General features: G+C 51.1%; 17 protein-coding genes. 7 read left to right on the top strand and 10 right to left on the bottom strand.

All coding sequences use genetic code 11. The features are described from left to right. Positions 1-244: 244 nt before the first annotated feature. Positions 245-1,435, top strand: a complete 1,191-nt coding sequence (locus RFN81_RS14735) for a LacI family DNA-binding transcriptional regulator (RefSeq protein ID WP_264496541.1) — start codon at positions 245-247, stop codon at positions 1,433-1,435. Between the two features lie 73 nt (positions 1,436-1,508). On the opposite strand, the gene RFN81_RS14730 is transcribed toward RFN81_RS14735, so the two are convergent. The 6 genes from RFN81_RS14730 to RFN81_RS14705 all read right to left on the bottom strand — a co-directional run bounded on the left by RFN81_RS14730 (position 1,509) and on the right by RFN81_RS14705 (position 7,648). After that, positions 1,509-2,198, bottom strand: coding sequence for an SDR family NAD(P)-dependent oxidoreductase (locus RFN81_RS14730; protein WP_264496540.1), 690 nt, complete (start codon positions 2,196-2,198; stop codon positions 1,509-1,511). A gap of 26 nt (positions 2,199-2,224) precedes the next feature. Then, on the bottom strand, positions 2,225-2,692 hold the full coding sequence (locus tag RFN81_RS14725; RefSeq protein WP_264496539.1) for a YhcH/YjgK/YiaL family protein: 468 nt from the start codon (positions 2,690-2,692) through the stop codon (positions 2,225-2,227). A 238-nt stretch (positions 2,693-2,930) separates the two neighbouring features. Further along, the gene (locus RFN81_RS14720) at positions 2,931-4,118 is read right to left on the bottom strand and encodes a sialidase family protein (RefSeq protein ID WP_264496538.1); all 1,188 of its coding nucleotides are present in this window, start codon (positions 4,116-4,118) and stop codon (positions 2,931-2,933) included. A gap of 3 nt (positions 4,119-4,121) precedes the next feature. Further along, positions 4,122-5,537 carry a sodium:solute symporter family protein gene (locus RFN81_RS14715; protein WP_264496537.1) on the bottom strand — a complete coding sequence of 472 codons (1,416 nt, stop codon included), beginning with the start codon at positions 5,535-5,537 and terminating at the stop codon, positions 4,122-4,124. A 38-nt stretch (positions 5,538-5,575) separates the two neighbouring features. Beyond that, positions 5,576-6,460, bottom strand: a complete 885-nt coding sequence (locus tag RFN81_RS14710; RefSeq protein WP_264496536.1) for a dihydrodipicolinate synthase family protein — start codon at positions 6,458-6,460, stop codon at positions 5,576-5,578. A 51-nt stretch (positions 6,461-6,511) separates the two neighbouring features. Then, the gene (locus RFN81_RS14705; protein WP_264496535.1) at positions 6,512-7,648 is read right to left on the bottom strand and encodes an iron-containing alcohol dehydrogenase; all 1,137 of its coding nucleotides are present in this window, start codon (positions 7,646-7,648) and stop codon (positions 6,512-6,514) included. A gap of 228 nt (positions 7,649-7,876) precedes the next feature. Here RFN81_RS14705 and dtnK point away from each other — a divergent pair, with 228 nt between their 5' ends. Then, a complete protein-coding gene (dtnK, locus tag RFN81_RS14700) occupies positions 7,877-9,193 on the top strand; it encodes a D-threonate kinase (protein ID WP_264496534.1) in 1,317 nt (438 codons plus the stop codon). Beyond that, positions 9,186-10,166: a D-threonate 4-phosphate dehydrogenase gene (locus tag RFN81_RS14695; RefSeq protein ID WP_264496533.1), complete on the top strand. Its 981-nt coding sequence runs from the start codon at positions 9,186-9,188 to the stop codon at positions 10,164-10,166. The genes dtnK and RFN81_RS14695 overlap by 8 nt, the downstream gene beginning before the upstream one ends. A 51-nt stretch (positions 10,167-10,217) precedes the next feature. Here RFN81_RS14695 and RFN81_RS14690 read toward each other — a convergent pair whose 3' ends face one another. Then, positions 10,218-10,403: a hypothetical protein gene (locus RFN81_RS14690; RefSeq protein WP_264496532.1), complete on the bottom strand. Its 186-nt coding sequence runs from the start codon at positions 10,401-10,403 to the stop codon at positions 10,218-10,220. Positions 10,404-10,663: 260 nt separating this feature from the next. Here RFN81_RS14690 and RFN81_RS14685 point away from each other — a divergent pair, with 260 nt between their 5' ends. The 3 genes from RFN81_RS14685 (at position 10,664) to RFN81_RS14675 (ending at position 15,336) form a co-directional block, all read left to right on the top strand. After that, positions 10,664-11,581, top strand: coding sequence for a dihydrodipicolinate synthase family protein (locus tag RFN81_RS14685; protein ID WP_264496531.1), 918 nt, complete (start codon positions 10,664-10,666; stop codon positions 11,579-11,581). Between the two features lie 136 nt (positions 11,582-11,717). Beyond that, positions 11,718-13,688 carry a YjhG/YagF family D-xylonate dehydratase gene (locus RFN81_RS14680; RefSeq protein ID WP_264496530.1) on the top strand — a complete coding sequence of 657 codons (1,971 nt, stop codon included), beginning with the start codon at positions 11,718-11,720 and terminating at the stop codon, positions 13,686-13,688. A gap of 301 nt (positions 13,689-13,989) precedes the next feature. After that, positions 13,990-15,336: a gluconate:H+ symporter gene (locus tag RFN81_RS14675; protein ID WP_264496529.1), complete on the top strand. Its 1,347-nt coding sequence runs from the start codon at positions 13,990-13,992 to the stop codon at positions 15,334-15,336. A gap of 24 nt (positions 15,337-15,360) precedes the next feature. Here RFN81_RS14675 and RFN81_RS14670 read toward each other — a convergent pair whose 3' ends face one another. Beyond that, positions 15,361-16,146, bottom strand: coding sequence for an IclR family transcriptional regulator (locus RFN81_RS14670; protein WP_264496528.1), 786 nt, complete (start codon positions 16,144-16,146; stop codon positions 15,361-15,363). Between the two features lie 337 nt (positions 16,147-16,483). On the opposite strand from RFN81_RS14670, the gene RFN81_RS14665 reads away from it, so the two are divergent. Then, entirely contained in the window at positions 16,484-17,299 is an 816-nt protein-coding gene (locus tag RFN81_RS14665) for a DeoR/GlpR family DNA-binding transcription regulator (RefSeq protein ID WP_264496527.1), read from the top strand. Positions 17,300-17,439: 140 nt separating this feature from the next. Here the strand turns inward: RFN81_RS14665 and panS are convergent, their stop codons facing one another. Beyond that, positions 17,440-18,357, bottom strand: a complete 918-nt coding sequence (gene panS, locus RFN81_RS14660) for a ketopantoate/pantoate/pantothenate transporter PanS (protein ID WP_264496526.1) — start codon at positions 18,355-18,357, stop codon at positions 17,440-17,442. A gap of 300 nt (positions 18,358-18,657) precedes the next feature. After that, positions 18,658-19,536: a metal ABC transporter substrate-binding protein gene (locus RFN81_RS14655; RefSeq protein WP_264496525.1), complete on the bottom strand. Its 879-nt coding sequence runs from the start codon at positions 19,534-19,536 to the stop codon at positions 18,658-18,660. Positions 19,537-19,573 lie beyond the last annotated feature (37 nt).

Raw genomic sequence — 19,573 nt, 5'->3', positions numbered from 1 at the left:
AGATAATGTGATTGAGATCTAAAAAGATAGCGCTAACTGATACGCTTATCATTAACTGTGACCGACTTATCACCAGCAACCTCATGGCATGTTCTCTGCGTGCCGCTATCGGTACACTGTTAGCGCGTGGCACGCGGTGCGGCGTGCAGGGCGTTGTCTTGTCATCACATTGTGGAAATAATGGTTCAATAAACGGTAATTGTAGTTGAGCCTTGAGAAAATAGTGGATGAAGAGGAAGTGAGCATGGGCAAGCGTCGCAGTACCGGTAAGGTTACGCTACAGGATGTCGCGGACTACGCGGGTGTAGGGACGATGACGGTATCGCGCGTCATGCGTAAGCCCGATCTGGTTTCTGAGAAACTCCGCCGCAAAGTGGAACACGCGGCCAGAATTTTGGGCTATGAACCCAATCAGGAGGCCAGCCAGCTTACTGAAAGTAGGCACCACGTGACGTTACAGGACGTTGCGAGTCTGGCGGGCGTCGGCGCGATGACGGTTTCTCGCGCCTTAAGAGAGCCGGGGCTTGTGTCCGATGCGACACAACAGAAAATTCATGATGCGATAAAAACGCTGGGCTATGTGCCGAACCACGCCGCTGGCGCGCTGGCATCCTCTCATCAGGCCGCGATCGCGGTGCTTTATCCTTTCCCGCAAGAGCGCGCCAGCGTGCGGTTTGTTCAAGCATTACAGCAGAGGCTTGGTAAACATCACGTTTCGTTAATTATGGGCTGTCACGAATATCGCCAGCATACCGAAGCGGGAATCGTTGAAAAACTGGTGCAGCAGCGGCCCGCGGCATTGGTGTTATTGGGCGCACAGCTTTCGCCGAGGACCCAGAATCTCTTGCAAAACAGTAATATCATGACGATTAATGTCTCCGGCGCAACCGCGCTGCGTACAGCGATCAATATTGATATCGCCCTTGCCGATGCGGCGGAACAATTGACGATGTCGCTATTGGCGAAGGGGTATCGTCACATCGCCTATATTGGTGCGCATTCGGATAATCGTTTGCAAAAGCAGCCGCTGAACGGCTGGAATAAAGCCATGCTGGCGCATTATCACAATGCGGATTTAAAGCTGACCATCCCGGAAGCGCCCAGCCTGCAATTTGGCCGCTATGCGCTGGCAGAATTGCTGCAAAATCAGTCGGATCTGGATGCGGTTATCTGTAGCCATGAGGAAATCGCGCTAGGCGTGCTCTTTGAATGCCAGCGTCGTTTGATGAAGATTCCTCAGGATCTGGCGATTGCCTGTCTGAACGGATCTGAACAGTGCGAACACACCTTTCCCACGCTAACTGCGATGCGGCTCGATTACGAAACGCTAGCGGAAGAGGTAGGGAATGTGGTGCTCGCCATGCTGAATCACGAGTCACTTCCGTTAGTGCCGAAAGAGATAAAATACGTTTTCACCCCCCGCGCCAGCACTTAGTAAGGAAACGGTCGTTCAGGCGACGACCGTCGTCAGACTTCCCTTAAAGTGATTTACTATGTTTGCAAAGCATTTAAAGTGAAGCGCCACCGCATATGACTAACTGCTGGCCAGTAATGGCGGCGGCAGAGGGGGAAAGCAGGTAACCTACTAGATCGGCGACTTCCTGCGGTTGGATGAAGCGCCCAATGGGCGGCAGCTTGGGAGGAGAACTCTGGCGACCCGGCATCGTCAGCATCGGGGTTGCCGTTGCGCCGGGGGCGACAATATTTACCGTAATGCCGCGCGGCGCCAGCTCTGCCGCCCAGCTTCTTACCATGCCAATCATCGCGGATTTGGTGGTGACGTATTGGCTGCGCCCTGCTGAACCGCTAGAAGTACGGCTACCCAGCAACACAATTCTTCCCCCTTGCGGCAGCTTGTTGACCAAACGATCGGCAAGTACTTGCGCTGCGTGGATATGTAACCGCCACAGGGTTTCACCATCTTCCAGTGAAAGCTGGCCGAGCGGGGCTGCCTTCATGATTCCTGCCGCGTGGATGATAGCATCAACTTGTTCGACTCCCTCCAGAATGGCGATCAATGCTGATGTGTCCATGATATCCACCGCACGATGAATAAATTGTGGGTGTGAATGATTACCTGGATTGCGTGACAGGCCAGTTACCTGCCAACCTTCCGCTAGCAATTTTTGCGTGATAGCGGCACCTATTCCGGAGCTGCTGCCAGTAACCAGGGCATGTTTAGGGGCTGTAACTGACATGTTGTGTGTCTCCTTAACCGTGTTAATCACAACATCGTGACAGGGATTTTAAACACGGCTTTTTTAACGGAAGCCGGGCTGTCATTAATGGCACACAGCGCTTGGTGGGGTTCTCCTGGATAGAAAGTGACGAAGTCACCCGCCCGCAAATGGATCTGATGCGGCACTTGCGGATTATCCAGAATATAGAGATCTGGCTTACGTTCGAACGCGGGTTGACCATGCACATCATTCAGACCGTAACCAATAATCTCCTCACCTTCCAGGATCAGTTGGATATCGAGATAGTTGCTGTGAAATTCGGTATGTCGTGTGGCGCGAGGCGCGGTGTTTACCGTACCGATGTTGTAAAACCATTCAGCACCATCCGGCTGATAGCGACCTTCTGGCAGCATATTCAGTTCAGCTAACGACATGCCAGGTGAGGACAGAATGGCCAATAGCGCATCAGGCAGCGTAGCAAGTTTAAGGGCGTTAAGGTTTCCTGCAATCATAATGGTATCCTGAAGATAATAGGGAATAGGGGAACGCGAAGATGCTGTAACCCCATCCTTTGTAAGATTTAGCGTGTGACATTAGAACGTAATCTCATCCCTGAGATTCACTATTCGGGCCACCACTGACAATGTTAAAAATGTTCCTAACGTTTATATTTCTGATGAGAACGCCTGATTTTTCTCTCGCATTATTACCGTGTCGTTCTTTAACCGTCGCCAATGGCGGAGACGTGGTTTAGTTCGCCTTAACCCAGGCTTCATCTATCACGACGTGCTTGATTGCCTGCCGGAAGTAGGTGAATGCCACATGCAACTTACCGTCTCGCGCCTGCTTAATGCTGGGATAAGAGAACTCGCGATTCAGTTTTTCCGTGGAGTTATTGGTCATGCAATAACCGTCACCGACTTCGATATTGCGCTGCCATGGCCAACTTTTACCGCCGTCTTCCGAAATCGCTATCGTCATTGGCGCTCGTGGAGCTCCCCAGAAGGCGCTACGACCCCCAGCCTTAACGTCCGGCATTGCAGCGTTGCTGGTTTTGTCTTCTTCATCTTCGATCTCATCGTACAGAGACAGACGGCGCTCGGTGGCATTGGCGGCGCTCATATGATTAAACACCAGCGCTAAATGTCCGTTTTTTAGCGTTGTCACCTGAATGGACGAATTATTGTTTGGCAAATCGGTCGCTACCGGTTCTGACCAGGTTTTCCCTCCATCCGTTGAACGGCTTTGATAGATAAAATCCGCCCAACGGCTACGATACAGTGCCAGCAGCGTACCATCCTGCAACGGGGTGATGTTCATATGCACACAGCCAGTGCTGTTTGGCACCGGGTATTCCTGCCAGGTTTTGCCTTGGTCGCTGGAGATTTTCACCGCGCTATCATCATAGTTGCCGACCCATTTTTCCCCCGGTTGCACGCGACAGTAGAATACAGGCAATAGCCAGTCGCCATTCTCCAGTACGGTAATGGGCTGACGAATAAAGGTGCCCGGCTGATCGAGCAAGGTTTCGATCTTGCCCCAGGTGGCGCCAAAATCAGTGGATTGGCGGTAACGCACAATGGCGGTGTCCTGGTTACCGGATTTCTGCGCGGTATACAGAAGCCACAACACATTATCTGGCGCGAGGAACAGTACGGGGTTCTGTTCGGAACGTGTAGCATCCTCCGAGAGCTTAATGGCTTTGCTCCAGCAATCGCTGCCCCGCGCAAGGCGAGACAGATAGATAGAAATATCCGCAATCCCTTCTTGCGTGCCGCCGAACCAGGCGCACAAAACATCGCCATTGGGCAAATGCAGTAGGTTGGCCGCATGATTCTGCGGGCATTCCGATGGAATGTAGGCATCCAGACGCGCGTCATCCCCTGCTGCGTGATGCATTTTCCCACTACGTTCCACGGTAATGATTTCGCTACTCATGACTTAGGCTCCTGGTTGCTTTTCAGTTTGAGAAAGTTTGATCTTGGTTGCTTTATTCGGAATCAGGCGATCGATCAGCATGACAATAGCTGGGGTAACCAACGCGATATACATGTTATCGATACCGTACGGGTTGCCGAGGATATACCAGACGGAGGTGAGCACGCAGGCTGCAATCAGGCTAGCGTTTGCTCCGCGTGCGCTGTTAAAAAACGGCAGATAGAATGCGATCACAGCAACGACTGAAATGGATAGGCGAATAGCGCGAGTAAAAAACGATAGCTTTAGAACTTCCGGCACCAGCAGGACGAAAATTAACGGCAAGAATCCAATAATGAGCGAGAATACTCGTGTCATTTTCATCTCTTTTTCTGGCGTCGGATTGTAGTATGGGACGTAGAAATCTTTCACGATCAGTGACGCAATCGCCAACGCCACGGTACTTACACTAATGAAGATCGATGCGACCAGAGAGGTTGTCACTAACCCTGCAAGCCATGGGTTCATATCTTGAAGGAAGATTGGCATCGCATACAGGCTGTTGATCTCTGGATGAGCGAACTTCGCCGCGACGCCGATAACCGCAATTGCAATCGCAATCGGCATGCAGAAGATGAAGGCGATCCAGGTAGCTCGTTTGGCGCTGGCCGCATTTCTTGTTGATGAAATGGCCTGAATAACGAATTGCGTACAGAAAATGGAGCCAATGGTGCCAATAAGCCATGCAAAAATAGTGCTGGCCCCGATTTTACCATCCCACGTCCAGTAATAATCTGGCATTTTTTCGACCATTGGCGTAATACCACCAGTCATTTTCAGCGCCACGTATAAAATGATCATTACGCCGATGTATTTTATTGCGCTATGAATTAACGTCACGTAAGCAACGCCTTTCAAGCCACCAAAATAAAAGTAAAACGTACTGACGATAGCCGTAATCAAGGCCGCAACGGGCAGAGAAATTTTCAACACAGTCGATATGGCCGCTGCGCCGCTAACGTAATTACCTACGTTTACCAGTAGCAACGCGTAGATCATAATGATCGAAATAATATTCTTGGTCGATGTGCCATATTTTTCTGCAATAGCGCCGGAAATAGTAACTTTACCCGTGTTATAGATCTTTTTGACTAAAATCATCCCGAACAGCAGGAAACCGATGGCTGCGCCAATGACCGACCACGACGCGGCAATCCCATTTTCGAATGCGGACTGTGCTGTTCCTATAGTGGATTTGGCCCCAATGAATTCAGTCATCAATAGAATTCCGACGATAAAAGCCGGTAGCGCACGGGAGCCTTCCATAAATTCTGAATTGGATTTACTGCGTAATTTAAGCGTCACCCATGAGGTGAATGCGATATAAAACACTATCATCCCAATGATAATGAGGGTGTCGGTAAAATTAAAATGGTTCATATCTTCTCGGCCTATAGATGGAAATTGAGATTTCTCTGTTACTGCGAGAATTGATTAAGTATGCGGCGGATGTTGTCTTCATCCTGAGTTGAGAATTGGATCGGATAACGGCTGACGCCGACATCATGTCCCATCAGGGTGAGCGCTTTTTTCACCACCGCCGGTGAGAACGCGATGGCGTATAACGTCTTACGTAGTTCGGCGACCTGTTCTTGCGCCTGACGAGAACCTTCGATGTCGCCGGCGTGAAAACGATGCCAGATCTGGCTGATGGGTTCCGGCGCTACGTTGGCCAGCCCGGAAATGCAGGCGGAACAACCGTCAACAAATCCCTGATGGATCAACGAATCCGGGCCATTCAACACATCAAAACCATCAACGTCTTTCACGGCGTGTAAATAACCGCTGAGGCTTTCATAGCTGCCTGCGCTGTCTTTGATACCGATGATGTTTGGATGATCCGCCAGCGTGCGGACGGTTTCTGGCGCCAGCGTATTCCCCGTGCGGGCTGGAATATTATAGAGAAACACTGGCACGGTCAGCGCATCGGCTACGGCGGTGTAGTGGGCGATCAGTTCTTCCTGTTTGAGGGGAATAAAATACGGTGTGATAACCGAAACGGCATCGACGCCCAGCGCGGCGATACGTTTGCCGAGCTTGATGGTTTCGCGCGTGGAAATTTCACCAATGTGACCGACAACGGGCACCTTTCGGCCCACTTCATCGACGCAGGTCTCGGTAACGGCGACTTTTTCATCGGTGTGCAGCACAAAAAACTCACCGTTGGTGCCGTTGCAAAAAATACCGTTGCCGTAGCGCATCTGGCGCTGGATTTGAAGCCGCAGCGCGGCGGGGTTAAATTCACCTTGGTGATCAAACGGTGTAACGATGGCGGTCAGGACGCCGGTAATGTTTTTACTCATTGGGGTTCCTCGTACACATGATTGAAAGAGGGAAACGCGGCGCGGTTTGGCTTAAAACAGCGTCAGGTAAACCTCACGGACATCGTCGGCACAGACCTGTGTCGGCACATTTTTCATCAGGCGCTGAACCTGCAAGGCCGCATCAACCAGATAGGGCAGATGCGCCTTTTCCACGCCAAGTTGCTGTAGGGTGTTAGGTAGGTTGAGGCGTTTAACCAACGCGCTGAAATACGTCACCAGCGCCTGCGCTTTTTCCGCTGTCGCGAGCGTTAGATCGGCATCTGGCAGCAGGTCATAGGCTTGAGCGAATTTTTCCTGCGCGGCGTTCTGCACGAAACGCATGCAAGGGGCGAGCAGGATGGCGTTCGCCACGCCGTGGGGAATGTGGTATTTGCCGCCCAGCGGGTAAGACATGGCGTGAACCAGATGCGTACCAGCGTGGGCAATCGCGGCGCCGCCATAATAAGAGGCCCACAACATATTGAGCTTGGCGTCCAGATTGCCGGGTTCGCGTACCGAGGTTTCGAGGTGGGCAAACAGCTTTTTCAGCCCAATCAGCGCGTAGTTGTCGCTGACCGGGTTAGCGCTTGTTGAGGTAAAGCACTCAATCAGATGGCAAAGCGCATCGATACCCGTCGACGCGGCGATGTGCGGAGGCATGCTAGTGGTCAGTTCCGGCACCAGCGCGACGTAATCCGGTAGCATCACCGGGGTAATAATACCGACTTTGGTCTCTTTCTCCGGGATTGCCAGAATAGCATTTGGCGTCGCTTCCGAGCCGGTGCCCGCCGTGGTCGGAATGAGCAGAGAGGTTGTGCGGCGCGTCGGTTTTTCTCCCGCCAGCAGGCTATCCAGCGTAACGGTTTCATCACCCGCGCACAGGACAGAAAGCAGCTTGGCGACGTCCAGGACGCTGCCGCCGCCGATGCCAATCACCAGATCGGTTTGGGGTTGTGTGAGCTGGCCCAGTATCTTTGCGACGTCATGTTGACTGGGTTCGGCAGGCACATTATCAACGAACAGAAGCTGCGGAACGGCTTGCTTAACGTGTGCGATCAGCGTCTGAACGTCAGGTAGCCCAACGATGTTTTGGTCAGTAACCAATAAAACGTGCTGTTTCCCTGTTAACAGGTAACGGATGTCCTGAAGTACCCGGTGACCGCTGAGGATCGTGCTATTGATATTCATGCCTATTACCTTGCCTTTTTCTCTTTTCTCGTCTTTGCCAGATCGTTAACACGGAAATGATTGATTTCAGTCATATCGCGTGATGTATTCACTTACGAACATGCTGTGCTGCATTGTGGTGACAATTTATAGGTGAAATGGCTGTTAAATAATTTGAGATTGCTCACATATAATCAAATATGATTTAATATAATCAAATATCAGGTAATCATGGAGTGGGAACGCACTATGCCAAACGTGCAGCAGTCAGCAGAACAGGTCTTGGTGGTTGCTGATGATTTTACAGGGGCTAATGATGCAGGCGTCGGTCTGGCGCAGCATGGCGCGCAGGTTAACGTCATTTTTGACGCGAACAAACTCCATGCCGATTTGCTGGGCGACGCGGTCGTTATCAATACCAATAGTCGTGCCGAGCGTAGCGACGTGGCGTCTTTGCGTATCGGCGACGCCATCGCCGCCTGGCGTGCGGCCGGGGGGCAAGGCTGGATTATCAAGAAAATCGACTCGACGCTGCGTGGAAATGTGGGCGCGGAAGTGGCCGCCGCGCTGTCTGCGGCTGCGGCGCCTATCGCACTGATTGCAGCGGCGTCGCCAACGTTGGGGCGTGTTACCCGACAAGGCGACGTCTGGGTTAATGGTCGTCTGCTTACCGACACGGAGTTCGCCAGCGATCCAATGACGCCGGTGGCCTCGTCTTCTATCGCCACTCGTCTGGCGGAACAAACCGCATTACCCAGTGCTGAGATTCATCTTGAAGAAGTGCGCCAGCCCCATTTAGCCCGCCGTTTGCAACAACTGGCAGAGGCGGGTGTCCGTCTGATTATTTTGGATACCGAAGTACAGGACGATCTGCGGCATATCATTGACGCGGCGAAGTCATTGCCGTTCCGTCCGCTGTTGGTCGGCTCTGCCGGGTTGAGCGATGCGCTGGCGGCCGCATTGGGTTTCACGCGTAACGACAACATGCCGCTGCTGGCAGTCGTTGGATCGATGAGTGATATCGCTCAAAAACAGATTGCCTTTGCGCAGCGGCATCGCGATGTCGTCATAGTGGACATCGACATCAACACGTTCTTCTCTCCCGATTGCGACGCCACGATGAACTCGTTATGTCAGGAAGCGGTAAGCGCGCTGGTAAACGGGCGACACTGCATTATGCGTCCTCGCCACAATCCGGAGCAGCGCTTCAAGATTGATGCGCGTTGCCGGGCGCTAGGGCTTAGCCGCCAGCAATTAGGCGAAACCATCAGCCACGGGCTGGGAGAACTGACGTGCCGCGTGGTTCAGGCGCTGGATCGCCGCGAGGCGCAACGCTTACCGGGAGGGTTGTATTTATCTGGTGGCGACATTGCGATTGCCGTAGCCACCGCTTTGGGCGCGACGGGCTTTCAGATTAAGGGGCAAATCGCATCCTGTGTACCTTGGGGATATCTGCTGAACAGCATGGTCGGCACGACTCCTGTCATGACTAAGGCCGGGGGTTTTGGCAACGACGCTACCCTGCTCGACATTTTGCGTTTTATTGAGGAGAGAATCAGTGAGTAAAATTATTGCGGTAACGATGGGGGATCCTGCCGGGATTGGGCCGGAAATTATTATCAAGGCGCTGGCCGACGGCGAGCTGTCCGGCGCACCTGCCGTGGTGGTGGGCTGTGTCCAGACGATGCGCCGTATTCTGGCGCTTAATGTGGCGCCATCCGTCACGCTGAATGTGATTGATAAACCCGCCGACGCGGCGTTCGCGCCTGGTGTGATCAACATCATTGATGAGCCGTTAGCGCGACCGCAAGCGCTAAAGCCGGGGTTGGTTCAGGCTCAGGCCGGGGATCTCGCCTACCGCTGTATTAAAAAAGCGACCGAACTGGCACTAGGGGGGGAAGTCCATGCGATCGCGACTGCGCCGCTGAATAAAGAAGCCCTATACTCTGCTGGGCATCATTATCCTGGCCACACTGAGTTGCTGGCGGAACTGACTCACAGCCGTGACTATGCGATGGTGTTGTACACAGAGAAACTAAAGGTAATTCACGTCTCAACGCATATTGCGCTGCGTAAATTCCTGGATACGCTTAACCGTGAGCGTGTGGAAACAGTGATCAACATAGCGGATACCTTCCTTAAGCGCGTCGGTTTTGCACACCCCCGCATCGCGGTGGCTGGCGTTAATCCGCATGCGGGAGAGAACGGCCTATTTGGTGACGAAGAGATCAACATCGTAACGCCAGCGGTCGACGCGATGAAAGCCAAAGGCATTGATGTGTCTGGCCCATGCCCGCCGGATACGGTTTACTTACAGGCGTATGAAGGCCAGTACGACATGGTGGTTGCGATGTATCACGATCAGGGGCACATTCCGCTCAAGCTGCTGGGCTTCTACGATGGGGTAAATATCACCGCTGGATTACCGTTTATTCGTACTTCTGCCGACCACGGCACCGCGTTTGACATTGCCTGGACGGGAAAAGCCAAATCCGAAAGTATGGCAATTTCGATCCAACTCGCGCTGCAACTCGCCTGATTGCCGTCCTTCGCCCCCGCAGTCGGCGTGGTGTTTTCAGCGACGTAGATATCAGGTAATGAATTTCCCGCCCTCGGGCGGGTTTGAGTATCCTGCCATTAGGAATAGAGTGAACGTCATCGCGTTACACCCGTTTGCGCTATTTTTTTCCATCTTCCATCTTCCATCTTCCATCTTCCATCTTCCATCTTCCATCTTCCATCTTCCATCTTCCATCTTCCATCTTCCATCTTCCATCTTCCATCTCCGATTCAGGATTCCATGCCGCTAGGTATTACTGCTTCCCTTTTTACCTTCACTTCTAGGTTTTGTGATCCAGTGACCAATTCTTAATGTTGCACTCAGTTGGTTATTTACGCACCACAAGTTGTGGTGCTAGCATTTTGTTATGAAATATAGAACTTAGTTTTATAATGTAAAACAAAATGACTTGGCCGATTAAATATGGATCGCGAGCTCGTTTCTTTTTGGTTATCTAGTGCTGTAAGGAGAATTGAATGGGGTGTATCACAGCGTTTACGGGAATTATCCCGCCGGTGTCATCAATCTTTACGGATGACGGCCTTTTGGATGTAGCGGGTATGCAGCGCGTGATTGATCGCTTGATCGCTGCGGGGGTGGATGGGCTGTTTTTCCTCGGTACGGGAGGTGAATTTTCACAGATGTCGACGGCGGAGCGTATGGCTCTGGCGGAAGCAGTAGTGCCTATGGTGGATCGCCGAGTTCCAGTATTGATTGGCGTGGGCAGTACCAACACGCGTGAAGCTGTTGCGTTGAGCCAACATGCTGAGGCCATTGGCGCCGATGCGGTGGTCGCCATTAATCCCTATTACTGGCATATTACCGAAGAGAACCTAATGGAATATTACAGGGCTATCGCCACTGCCGTTTCGCTCCCAGTAATTTTGTATAATTTCCCCACGCTCACTGGTCAGGATCTTTATCCCGCGCTAGTGAAACGTCTGGCTGATGCACATCACAACATTGTCGGTATAAAAGACACCATCGATTCTGTGGCGCATTTGCGCGATATGATCGTCACGGTGAAGCCTGCCCATCCCAATTTCTCAGTGTTCTGCGGTTTTGACGATCACTTATTGAATACCCTGCTAATGGGAGGCGATGGCGCAATTTCCGCCAGTGCCAATTTTGCACCGGAGTTGTCTGTTGGTATCTACCAGGCACTCCGTCAAGGGCAATTAGCGGAGGCACTGGCGATGCATAAAACTATTTTGCAATTACCGCGCCTTTATCAAATAGACAGCCCATTTGTGAATGTAGTGAAAGAAGCTATGGTGCTGGTGGGAATGGATATTTCTACTACCTGTTTAGCGCCGACCCAGCCATTAAATAGTGAGCAGAAAGCGCAGGTCCGGCAAACGCTCGTTGATGCCGGCGTGTTACCAAAAAAATAACCACAGTGTTATCTGGTTTCGGGACGCGAGCATATTACGCGCGGCCCGAAACCGGAATTCAGTGAGTAGTGATGTTGTGCATGCTGTTTTCTAAAAGAAAACAGCGCGTTTTATTCTAAAAATAAGTGGATAAGCCATGTCTATAAATACGATTTATCATCAGGACAATGCGCAGATTTATGATATTCAGACGCATGCGGAAGGGCCACAGGGAGCATTGCCGCTGACACCGGAAATGCTGATTGACTCACCGAGTGGCCATATATTTGGTTTGACTCTCAATGCCGGTATGGGGTGGGACCCAAATAAATTATTGGGCAGCGAAGTCTTAATTTTAGGAACGCAAGGCGGGATCCGCGACACGGATGGTAAACCCGTGGCATTAGGGTATCACACGGGGCATTGGGAAATTGGCCTGCAAATGCGTGCAGCGGCGGAAGAAGTTGCTCTTCACCGTGGAATCCCCTTCGCTGGTTATATCAGCGATCCTTGCGACGGTCGTTCTCAGGGAACTACCGGCATGTTTGATTCATTGCCCTATCGGAATGATGCGGCGGTTGTTTTTCGCCGCCTGATTCGCTCGCTTCCGACCCGCAAAGCCGTCATCGGCGTCGCTACCTGTGATAAAGGGCTACCCGCGATGATGATCGCACTATCTTCCATGCATTCCCTGCCGACGATCATCGTCCCTGGTGGGGCGACGTTGCCGCCAACTCAGGGCGAAGATGCCGGGAAAGTTCAGACCATCGGTGCGCGTTTTGCCAATCACGATATTACGCTGGAAGAAGCAGCGATGCTCGGCTGTCGTGCATGTGCATCGCCCGGTGGCGGTTGCCAGTTTCTTGGTACGGCAGGAACCTCTCAAGTGGTTGCCGAGGCGCTAGGGTTGGCGTTACCCCATTCGGCGCTGGCACCTTCTGGACAGGCGGTCTGGCTGGAAATCGCCCGTCAATCCGCTCGCGCGGTGCTGATATTGGAACGTAAGGGGTTAAGCACCAAAGATATTCTAACTGATGATGCTATTGAGAATGCGATGACGGTACATGCCGCATTCGGTGGATCAACCAATTTATTATTGCATATTCCGGCCATTGCACATGCTGCGGGGTGTCGAATCCCCAGCGTCGATGACTGGACTAAGATCAATCGGCGCGTGCCGCGTCTGGTGAGTGTCTTACCCAACGGCCCTGTCTATCATCCTACCGTGCGTGCGTTTTTGGCTGGCGGCGTGCCGGAAGTCATGTTGCACCTGCGCGATCTCGGGCTATTGCACGAAGATGCGCTGACGGTAACAGGGGAATGCGTGGGCGACAATCTCGCCTGGTGGGAAACCTCTGAACGACGGAAGGTATTCCGTGAGCGTTTGTGGGAATTGGATGGCATCCGTCCCGATGACGTCATTATGAACCCGGATCAGGCGCGCGAAAGAGGGTTGACGTCAACCATCACGTTCCCGATGGGGAACATTGCGCCAGAAGGGTCGGTGATTAAATCCACGGCCATAGATGCTTCCGTAGTCGGCGATGATGGCGTCTATCGTCATACCGGCAAAGCGCGAGTCTTTACCTCTGAAGCACTAGCGATCCATGCGATTAAGCATGGGCAGATTCATCAAGGCGATATCATGGTCATCATTGGCGGTGGGCCATCAGGTACGGGGATGGAAGAGACGTATCAGGTTACCTCGGCGCTGAAGCATTTACCTTATGGGAAGCATGTTTCTCTTATTACAGATGCCCGTTTTTCTGGTGTATCCACGGGCGCTTGTATCGGTCATGTCGGCCCTGAAGCCTTAGTCGGCGGCCCCATAGGCAAACTACGCGATGGCGATATTATTGAGATCATCATCGATAGGCAGAAATTGTCTGGTTCCATTAATTTTATCGGTACCTCCGATCAGCCATTGACGCCGGAAGAGGGCGCAGAAGCGTTGGCTGCGCGTAAGGTACATCCCGATTTACGTCCCCACGCAGAGCTACCCGATGACACCCGACTATGGGCGGCATTGCAGGCTGCAAGTGGTGGAACCTGGAAGGGGTGTATTTATGATGCTGACAAAATTATCGATGCCTTACATGCAGGTATGAAAGTATTAAATGATCAATGATAATTATTTTTTTGCGGTAAATACTCTTCAAGCGGAATGTTAAATTGCATATTACTTTCTGCATTCACTTTTTAGTCAGTAATATGCAAAGAAGGTTTTTATCCGCATCCATTAAAAGGAGTTCTTCATGAAATAAAAAAGCCATCACCAGGGAAACTATAAATATATTCATTCTCTTTTATGCTGAAAATTGGCAGGGCTGACTATAAATATTTACTGTCGAAGTGATTTTTTGTCTTATAAAAAGAAGAGTGAATAAGAATAAATCTTACCGTAAAATATAAAATCCGGAGTTATTCAAATGCCTCTGTTTATTGTCTGTATCGGTATATTTTTTCTTCTTATATTCATCATGAAGTTAAAACTAAATACCTTTGTATCCTTACTTATTATTGCTTTTGGCGTGGCGTTAGCACTCGGTATTCCTCTTAATGGTGTTGTTAAATCCATTGAAAAAGGATTGGGGAGTACACTCGGTCATATCGCATTAATTTTTGGCGTAGGTGCCATGCTGGGTCGATTGATAGCTGATGCTGGAGGTGCGCATCGTATCGCTGTAACATTAATTACTCGTTTTGGCGCTCGTCGTATTGAGTGGGCTGTCGTTATTGCCTCATTCATTGTCGGCATTGCCTTATTTTTCGAGGTGGGGTTAGTGCTATTAGTCCCTATCTTATTTACGATGTCGCGCCAATTAAATGTATCGATTCTTCATCTTGGAATCCCGATGGCTTCTGCATTATTGGTTACTCACGGTTTCCTCCCTCCCCACCCCGGTCCAACGATGATTGCCGGGGAATACGGTGCTGATATCGGAACCGTATTGTTCTATGGTGTTATCGTTGGCGCACCAACGGTGGTGATATGTGGCCCATTGTTTAATAAAGTGGCTAAACGCATCGTTCCTGAAGGATTCAACAAAGTAGGTAATATAGAATCGCTGGGCGCGCAGAAAACTTTTTTGTTAGAGGATACGCCAGGATTTGGTATTAGTTTATTTACCGCCATGCTTCCCGTTATTCTGATGTCAATCGCCACCTTAATATCAATGATTCAGCAGTCGCTAGGCATGCCAGATAATATACTCATTGATATTATAAAACTTTTGGGTGACGCATCGGTTGCGATGGTGATCTCCTTATTATTTGCTATTTGTTCAATGGGGCTGCAACGAAATATTGAAATAAAAACATTAATGGCATCTTGTAGCTCTGCTGCCGCGGGCATTGGGATGATGCTATTAATTATCGGCGGCGGTGGCGCGTTCAAGCAAGTCTTGATCGACGGTGGCGTCGGAAACTATGTGGCAGAGTTATTTGCTGGCACATCAGCATCGCCGATTCTTTTAGCGTGGTGTGTCGCCGCGATCCTACGCATTTCGCTGGGCTCAGCGACCGTGGCGGCTATCTCCACTGCGGGGCTTGTTATCCCAACGTTGGCGCAAAGTGATGCCAATCTGGCGCTAGTAACGTTGGCGACGGGAGCAGGAAGCGCCATTGCATCCCACGTTAACGATGCTGGTTTTTGGATGATTAAAGAATATTTTGGCTTAACCATGAAAGAAACGTTTGCAACCTGGACGCTACTTTCTACGCTAGTTTCTGTTTTTGGTCTGATCTTTATTTTGTTACTTAATATGGCGATTTGAGGTTGTCGCGCTCTGGGGGATGGCTCATTCAGCCAGGGCGCGCTCTTCCTTCCAGCCCTCATAGCCAAGTTGCTGTGACAAAGCTTGTGAGGCTGCTTTCAGCAACAAAATGTAGTCTTTAATGTCGTCGTCCGATACGCGATTGGTCAATGTGGACATACTAATTGCAGCGATGATGCGGCGAGCGTGATTCCAAATAGGCACAGAAATACAGCGAACGCCTTGCTCATTCTCTTGGTTATCGATGGCGTAACCCTGTTGGCGTACAGAGGCCAATTCTTTCAGGTAGGCTTCCTTATCGACAAGTGTATTAGATGTTTGACGAGTAAAATCATAATCTTGCAGGAGCGCGTTGACTTCATCTTCCGATGAGAAAGCCATAAGAACCTTACCTATCGCTGTTGAATGAAGGGGGAGACGACGCCCGATACGGGAAAACGTGATGACTGCCAGTTTCCCTTCGACTTTATCGATATACACGGCTTCTTTGCCATCAAGAAGGGCTAAGTGAGTGGTCTGGCCGGTTTGCGATGCCAAATCTAACAAATAGCTACGGGCTTTCTCGCGGATATCAATGGAATTTACTACTAAATTACCGCGCTCAACCAGTTTCATACCTAGGCGGTATTTGCCATTTTCTTTGTTTTGATCGATGTAGCCAGCAACCTGAAGTGTTTTCAACAGGGAATGCAGGGTACTTTTGTGTAGCCCTATCTGTGTACTGATATCGGTAATCTTGATCTCTACATTATATTCATCAAAGAGATCCAGAATACGTAACGCGCGTTCCACCGATTGGATAATTGGCATAGGGAAACCAAATGGTTATGAGGAATAGGGAGAGTACCAGATGTTACTACGTCAGTCGGGGCAAATCAATTTTTAGCAGAGTTTGCATCATCGGGAGATCGTCACTATCCTTTTAATTTATATAATAAATTACTTCAACAGCAGCGTTTGTTGGACGATAAAGAGCATCTGGGTTTCCTAACGAGATCGTACTATCAAGGGGCTGGAAATGTCAGGGAAAGTGGACTTAAACGCGATACGGTACGCAATGCGGAATATCTCCCTTCCCGTATTCGGGAAGGTTTCTGGTATTCTGTTACCGAACACCAACAACAGTAAATAATGTTACGACAGCAAGATGGGTATCGCCGTGGATCCTACATTAACCGATGCGTCCCGCATGAGCGGGGAGAGAGTCAGAGGGCAGAGTCGCCTTGATCAGATCATGGATTATCTGAAAAGTCATAATCTGGTGACGGTCGATGAGTTGGTTTCCGTGATCGACGCTTCCCCGGCGACGATTCGGCGAGATTTAATCAAGCTGGACGAGCAGGGTGTGATTAGTCGTAGTCACGGCGGCGTGACGCTTAATCGTTTTATTCCTTCTCAGCCGACCACCAATGAGAAACTGCATCGTAATCTTCAGGAAAAACAGGCCATCGCTCGCTATGCCGCCACGCTGGTGAAACCGGGCAGTGCGGTGGTGCTGGATGCGGGAACAACCATGCTGGAACTGGCGCGAAATCTGACGCACCTGCCGCTGCGGGTGATTACCGCAGATTTACAAATTGCGCTGTTTCTGTCCGAATTCAGGCAAATTGAAGTGACGATCATCGGCGGGCGGATTGATGACAGCAGTCAGTCCTGTATTGGTGAGCATGGTCGCCGCCTATTACGCAGTATTTATCCCGACATCGCGTTCATTAGCTGCAACTCGTGGAGTCTGGATAAAGGCATCACCACGCCGACGGAAGAGAAAGCGGGGGTAAAGCAAGACCTTGCCGCAAATGCCCGCCGCCGCATATTGCTCGCAGATAGCAGTAAATATGGCGCCTATTCGCTGTTTTGCGTTACGCCGCTTGCCGATTTGACGGATATTGTTACCGATGCGGGGTTAGCTGAGGACGTACAGGCGCAGCTTAAGGCGCAGCCATTTACTCTGACGCTGGTATAGAGCCTATCCCAGTAGGCGTTAGCTACGTGGGCGGTAAATCTGGTCGTTAATCGCTTGCGGTGGTGGGAGACCAGCCCCACCACCGCTTTTTACGCGCCCGGCGCTAAGAATTCCGGCTTCAGGCGTGTGAAACGAGTGTGTCAGTCCTTCTTAACGGCTTTACCGGACCAGTAGCCCGCCAGCAGCGACCCGGACAGGTTATGCCATACCGAGAACAAGGCGCCAGGCAGTGCAGCCAGCGGCGAGAAATAGAGTTTGCCAAGTGTCGCCGCCAGACCAGAGTTTTGCATACCGACTTCGAGCGCCAGCGTGCGACAGGTTGACTCATCGAAACCAAATAGCTTGCCTCCCCAATACCCACTGAGCAGGCCGATGCCGTTGTGCAGGATAACCGCCGCCACGACGATCAGGCCAACAGAGCCGATAAAGCCCTGGCTACCCGCGACCACGGCGCTAATAATGAGCAGAATACAGATCATGGAAAAGGCGGGTAGATAAGGTTCGACGCGCTTCACCACCGCATTCATCGAATGATGGATAATCAGTCCTAGCCCGATAGGAATGATGACGATTTTCACGATGCTGAGCAGCATCCCCACCACATCGACCTGAATATGCGTATCGACATAGAAGCGAGTCAGCAATGGTGTGGCAAATACGCCGACCAGCGCCGATACCGAAGAGATCGTCACTGACAGAGCGACGTCGCCTTTGGCTAAATAGATCATGACATTCGATGCGGTGCCACTGGCCACGCTACCGACCAGGATCATTCCGGCGGAGAGGTCGGGCGGCATATGAAACAGTTTAGCCAGCGCCCATGCCGCGAGCGGCATCACCAGATAGTGCAGGAAGGTGCCCGCAATCACGGGGGCAGGCCGGATCAGCACGCGTTTGAAATCCGCGATATTTAGCGTTACGCCCATACCGAACATAATCAGCATCAATAGCCAGCTAACCCATGGGCTAATGCCGATAAAGGTGGTGGGAGAATAATAAGCGGCAACAGAGAGCAAGACGGCCCACAGCGGGAACAGTCGGGTAATTGTGGCGAGCATAGCCGGATTTCCTTATAACATCGTTGTGTTTTACGTGAGTGTCAGCAGACACGTTGCTAATGACCCGGAACGAGGGCAAATAACAGACGGCGCATAATACATGAACCTGGAGCAAAAGAAGGCCCGATCAGTGCAATCGATCGTGAATAGCGGGTGAAATAGGAAGCGAAATAGATAGTGGGATGTGGTGGTGGCAAGGGAAAAATGCCTCTCAGATCGCATTGCCGCAATACCACGTTGGGAGAGGGATTCGCGCGCAAGCTGTCTCCCCATCGACCTATTGGTCGATGGGGCTGGCGCCTATTTCATACTGGCGGCAAGGGTATCGACGTTGTGTTTAAACGCGGCGGTATAAGTTGCGGCGGGGCCATTAGCGTCGGTTAACGCCTCTGGATATAACTCTCCACCGGGCTGCGCGCCGCTGGCATTGGCGATTTGTTTCACCAGACGGCTATCGGTCTGGTTTTCAATGAAGTAGCTTTTTACTTTCTCTTGTTTGATTTGCGTAATCAGCGAGGCCACTTTTTTGCTGCTGGCTTCAGATTCGGTGGAGTAGCCCACTGGCGACAGGAATGTCACGCCGTAAGCCTGGCCGAAGTAGCCGAAGGCATCATGGCTGGTTAACACCTTGCGTTTTTCCGCGGGAATAGCGGCAAAGGTTTTCTTCGCGTAGCGATCTAATGCCTGTAACTGTTTAATATAAGCCTCACCTTGCTGGCGATAATAATCGGCATTGGCGGGATCGGCCTTTACCAGCGCATTAACGATATTTTGCGCGTAAACGACACCGTTGCTCATGCTATTCCAGGCATGGGGATCGGTTTCCGTTTTGCCATCTTCCACCATGGTGCGGGTTTCAATCCCATTTGAGGCCGTAATCACATCGCCTTGATAGCCGGATGCCGTGACCAGGCGGTCGATCCAGCCTTCCAGCCCCAGGCCGTTAACGAAAACCAGATCGGCGTTAGCCAGTGTTTTGCTGTCTTTCGGCGACGGTTCGAACTCATGGGGATCGCCATTCGGCTTGACGAGGTCGGTCACGGTAACGCGATCGCCGCCAATGTGGTCGACCATATCGCCAAGCACGGAAAAACTGGCGACGACATTAAGATTTTTTGCCATCGCCAATGGGCTAAGCAGTAGACCAGATAACACAACAGCGATTAATGAACGTTTCATTTTTTTCCTCACAGAAGATTGAGATAACGACTGGTAT

It is taken from the genome of Pectobacterium cacticida, assembly GCF_036885195.1.
In the GTDB taxonomy this organism is placed as follows: domain Bacteria; phylum Pseudomonadota; class Gammaproteobacteria; order Enterobacterales; family Enterobacteriaceae; genus Pectobacterium; species Pectobacterium cacticida.
The sequence above is the reverse complement of the archived record's forward strand: the minus strand, read 5'-3'. Positions and strand labels throughout refer to the sequence as shown.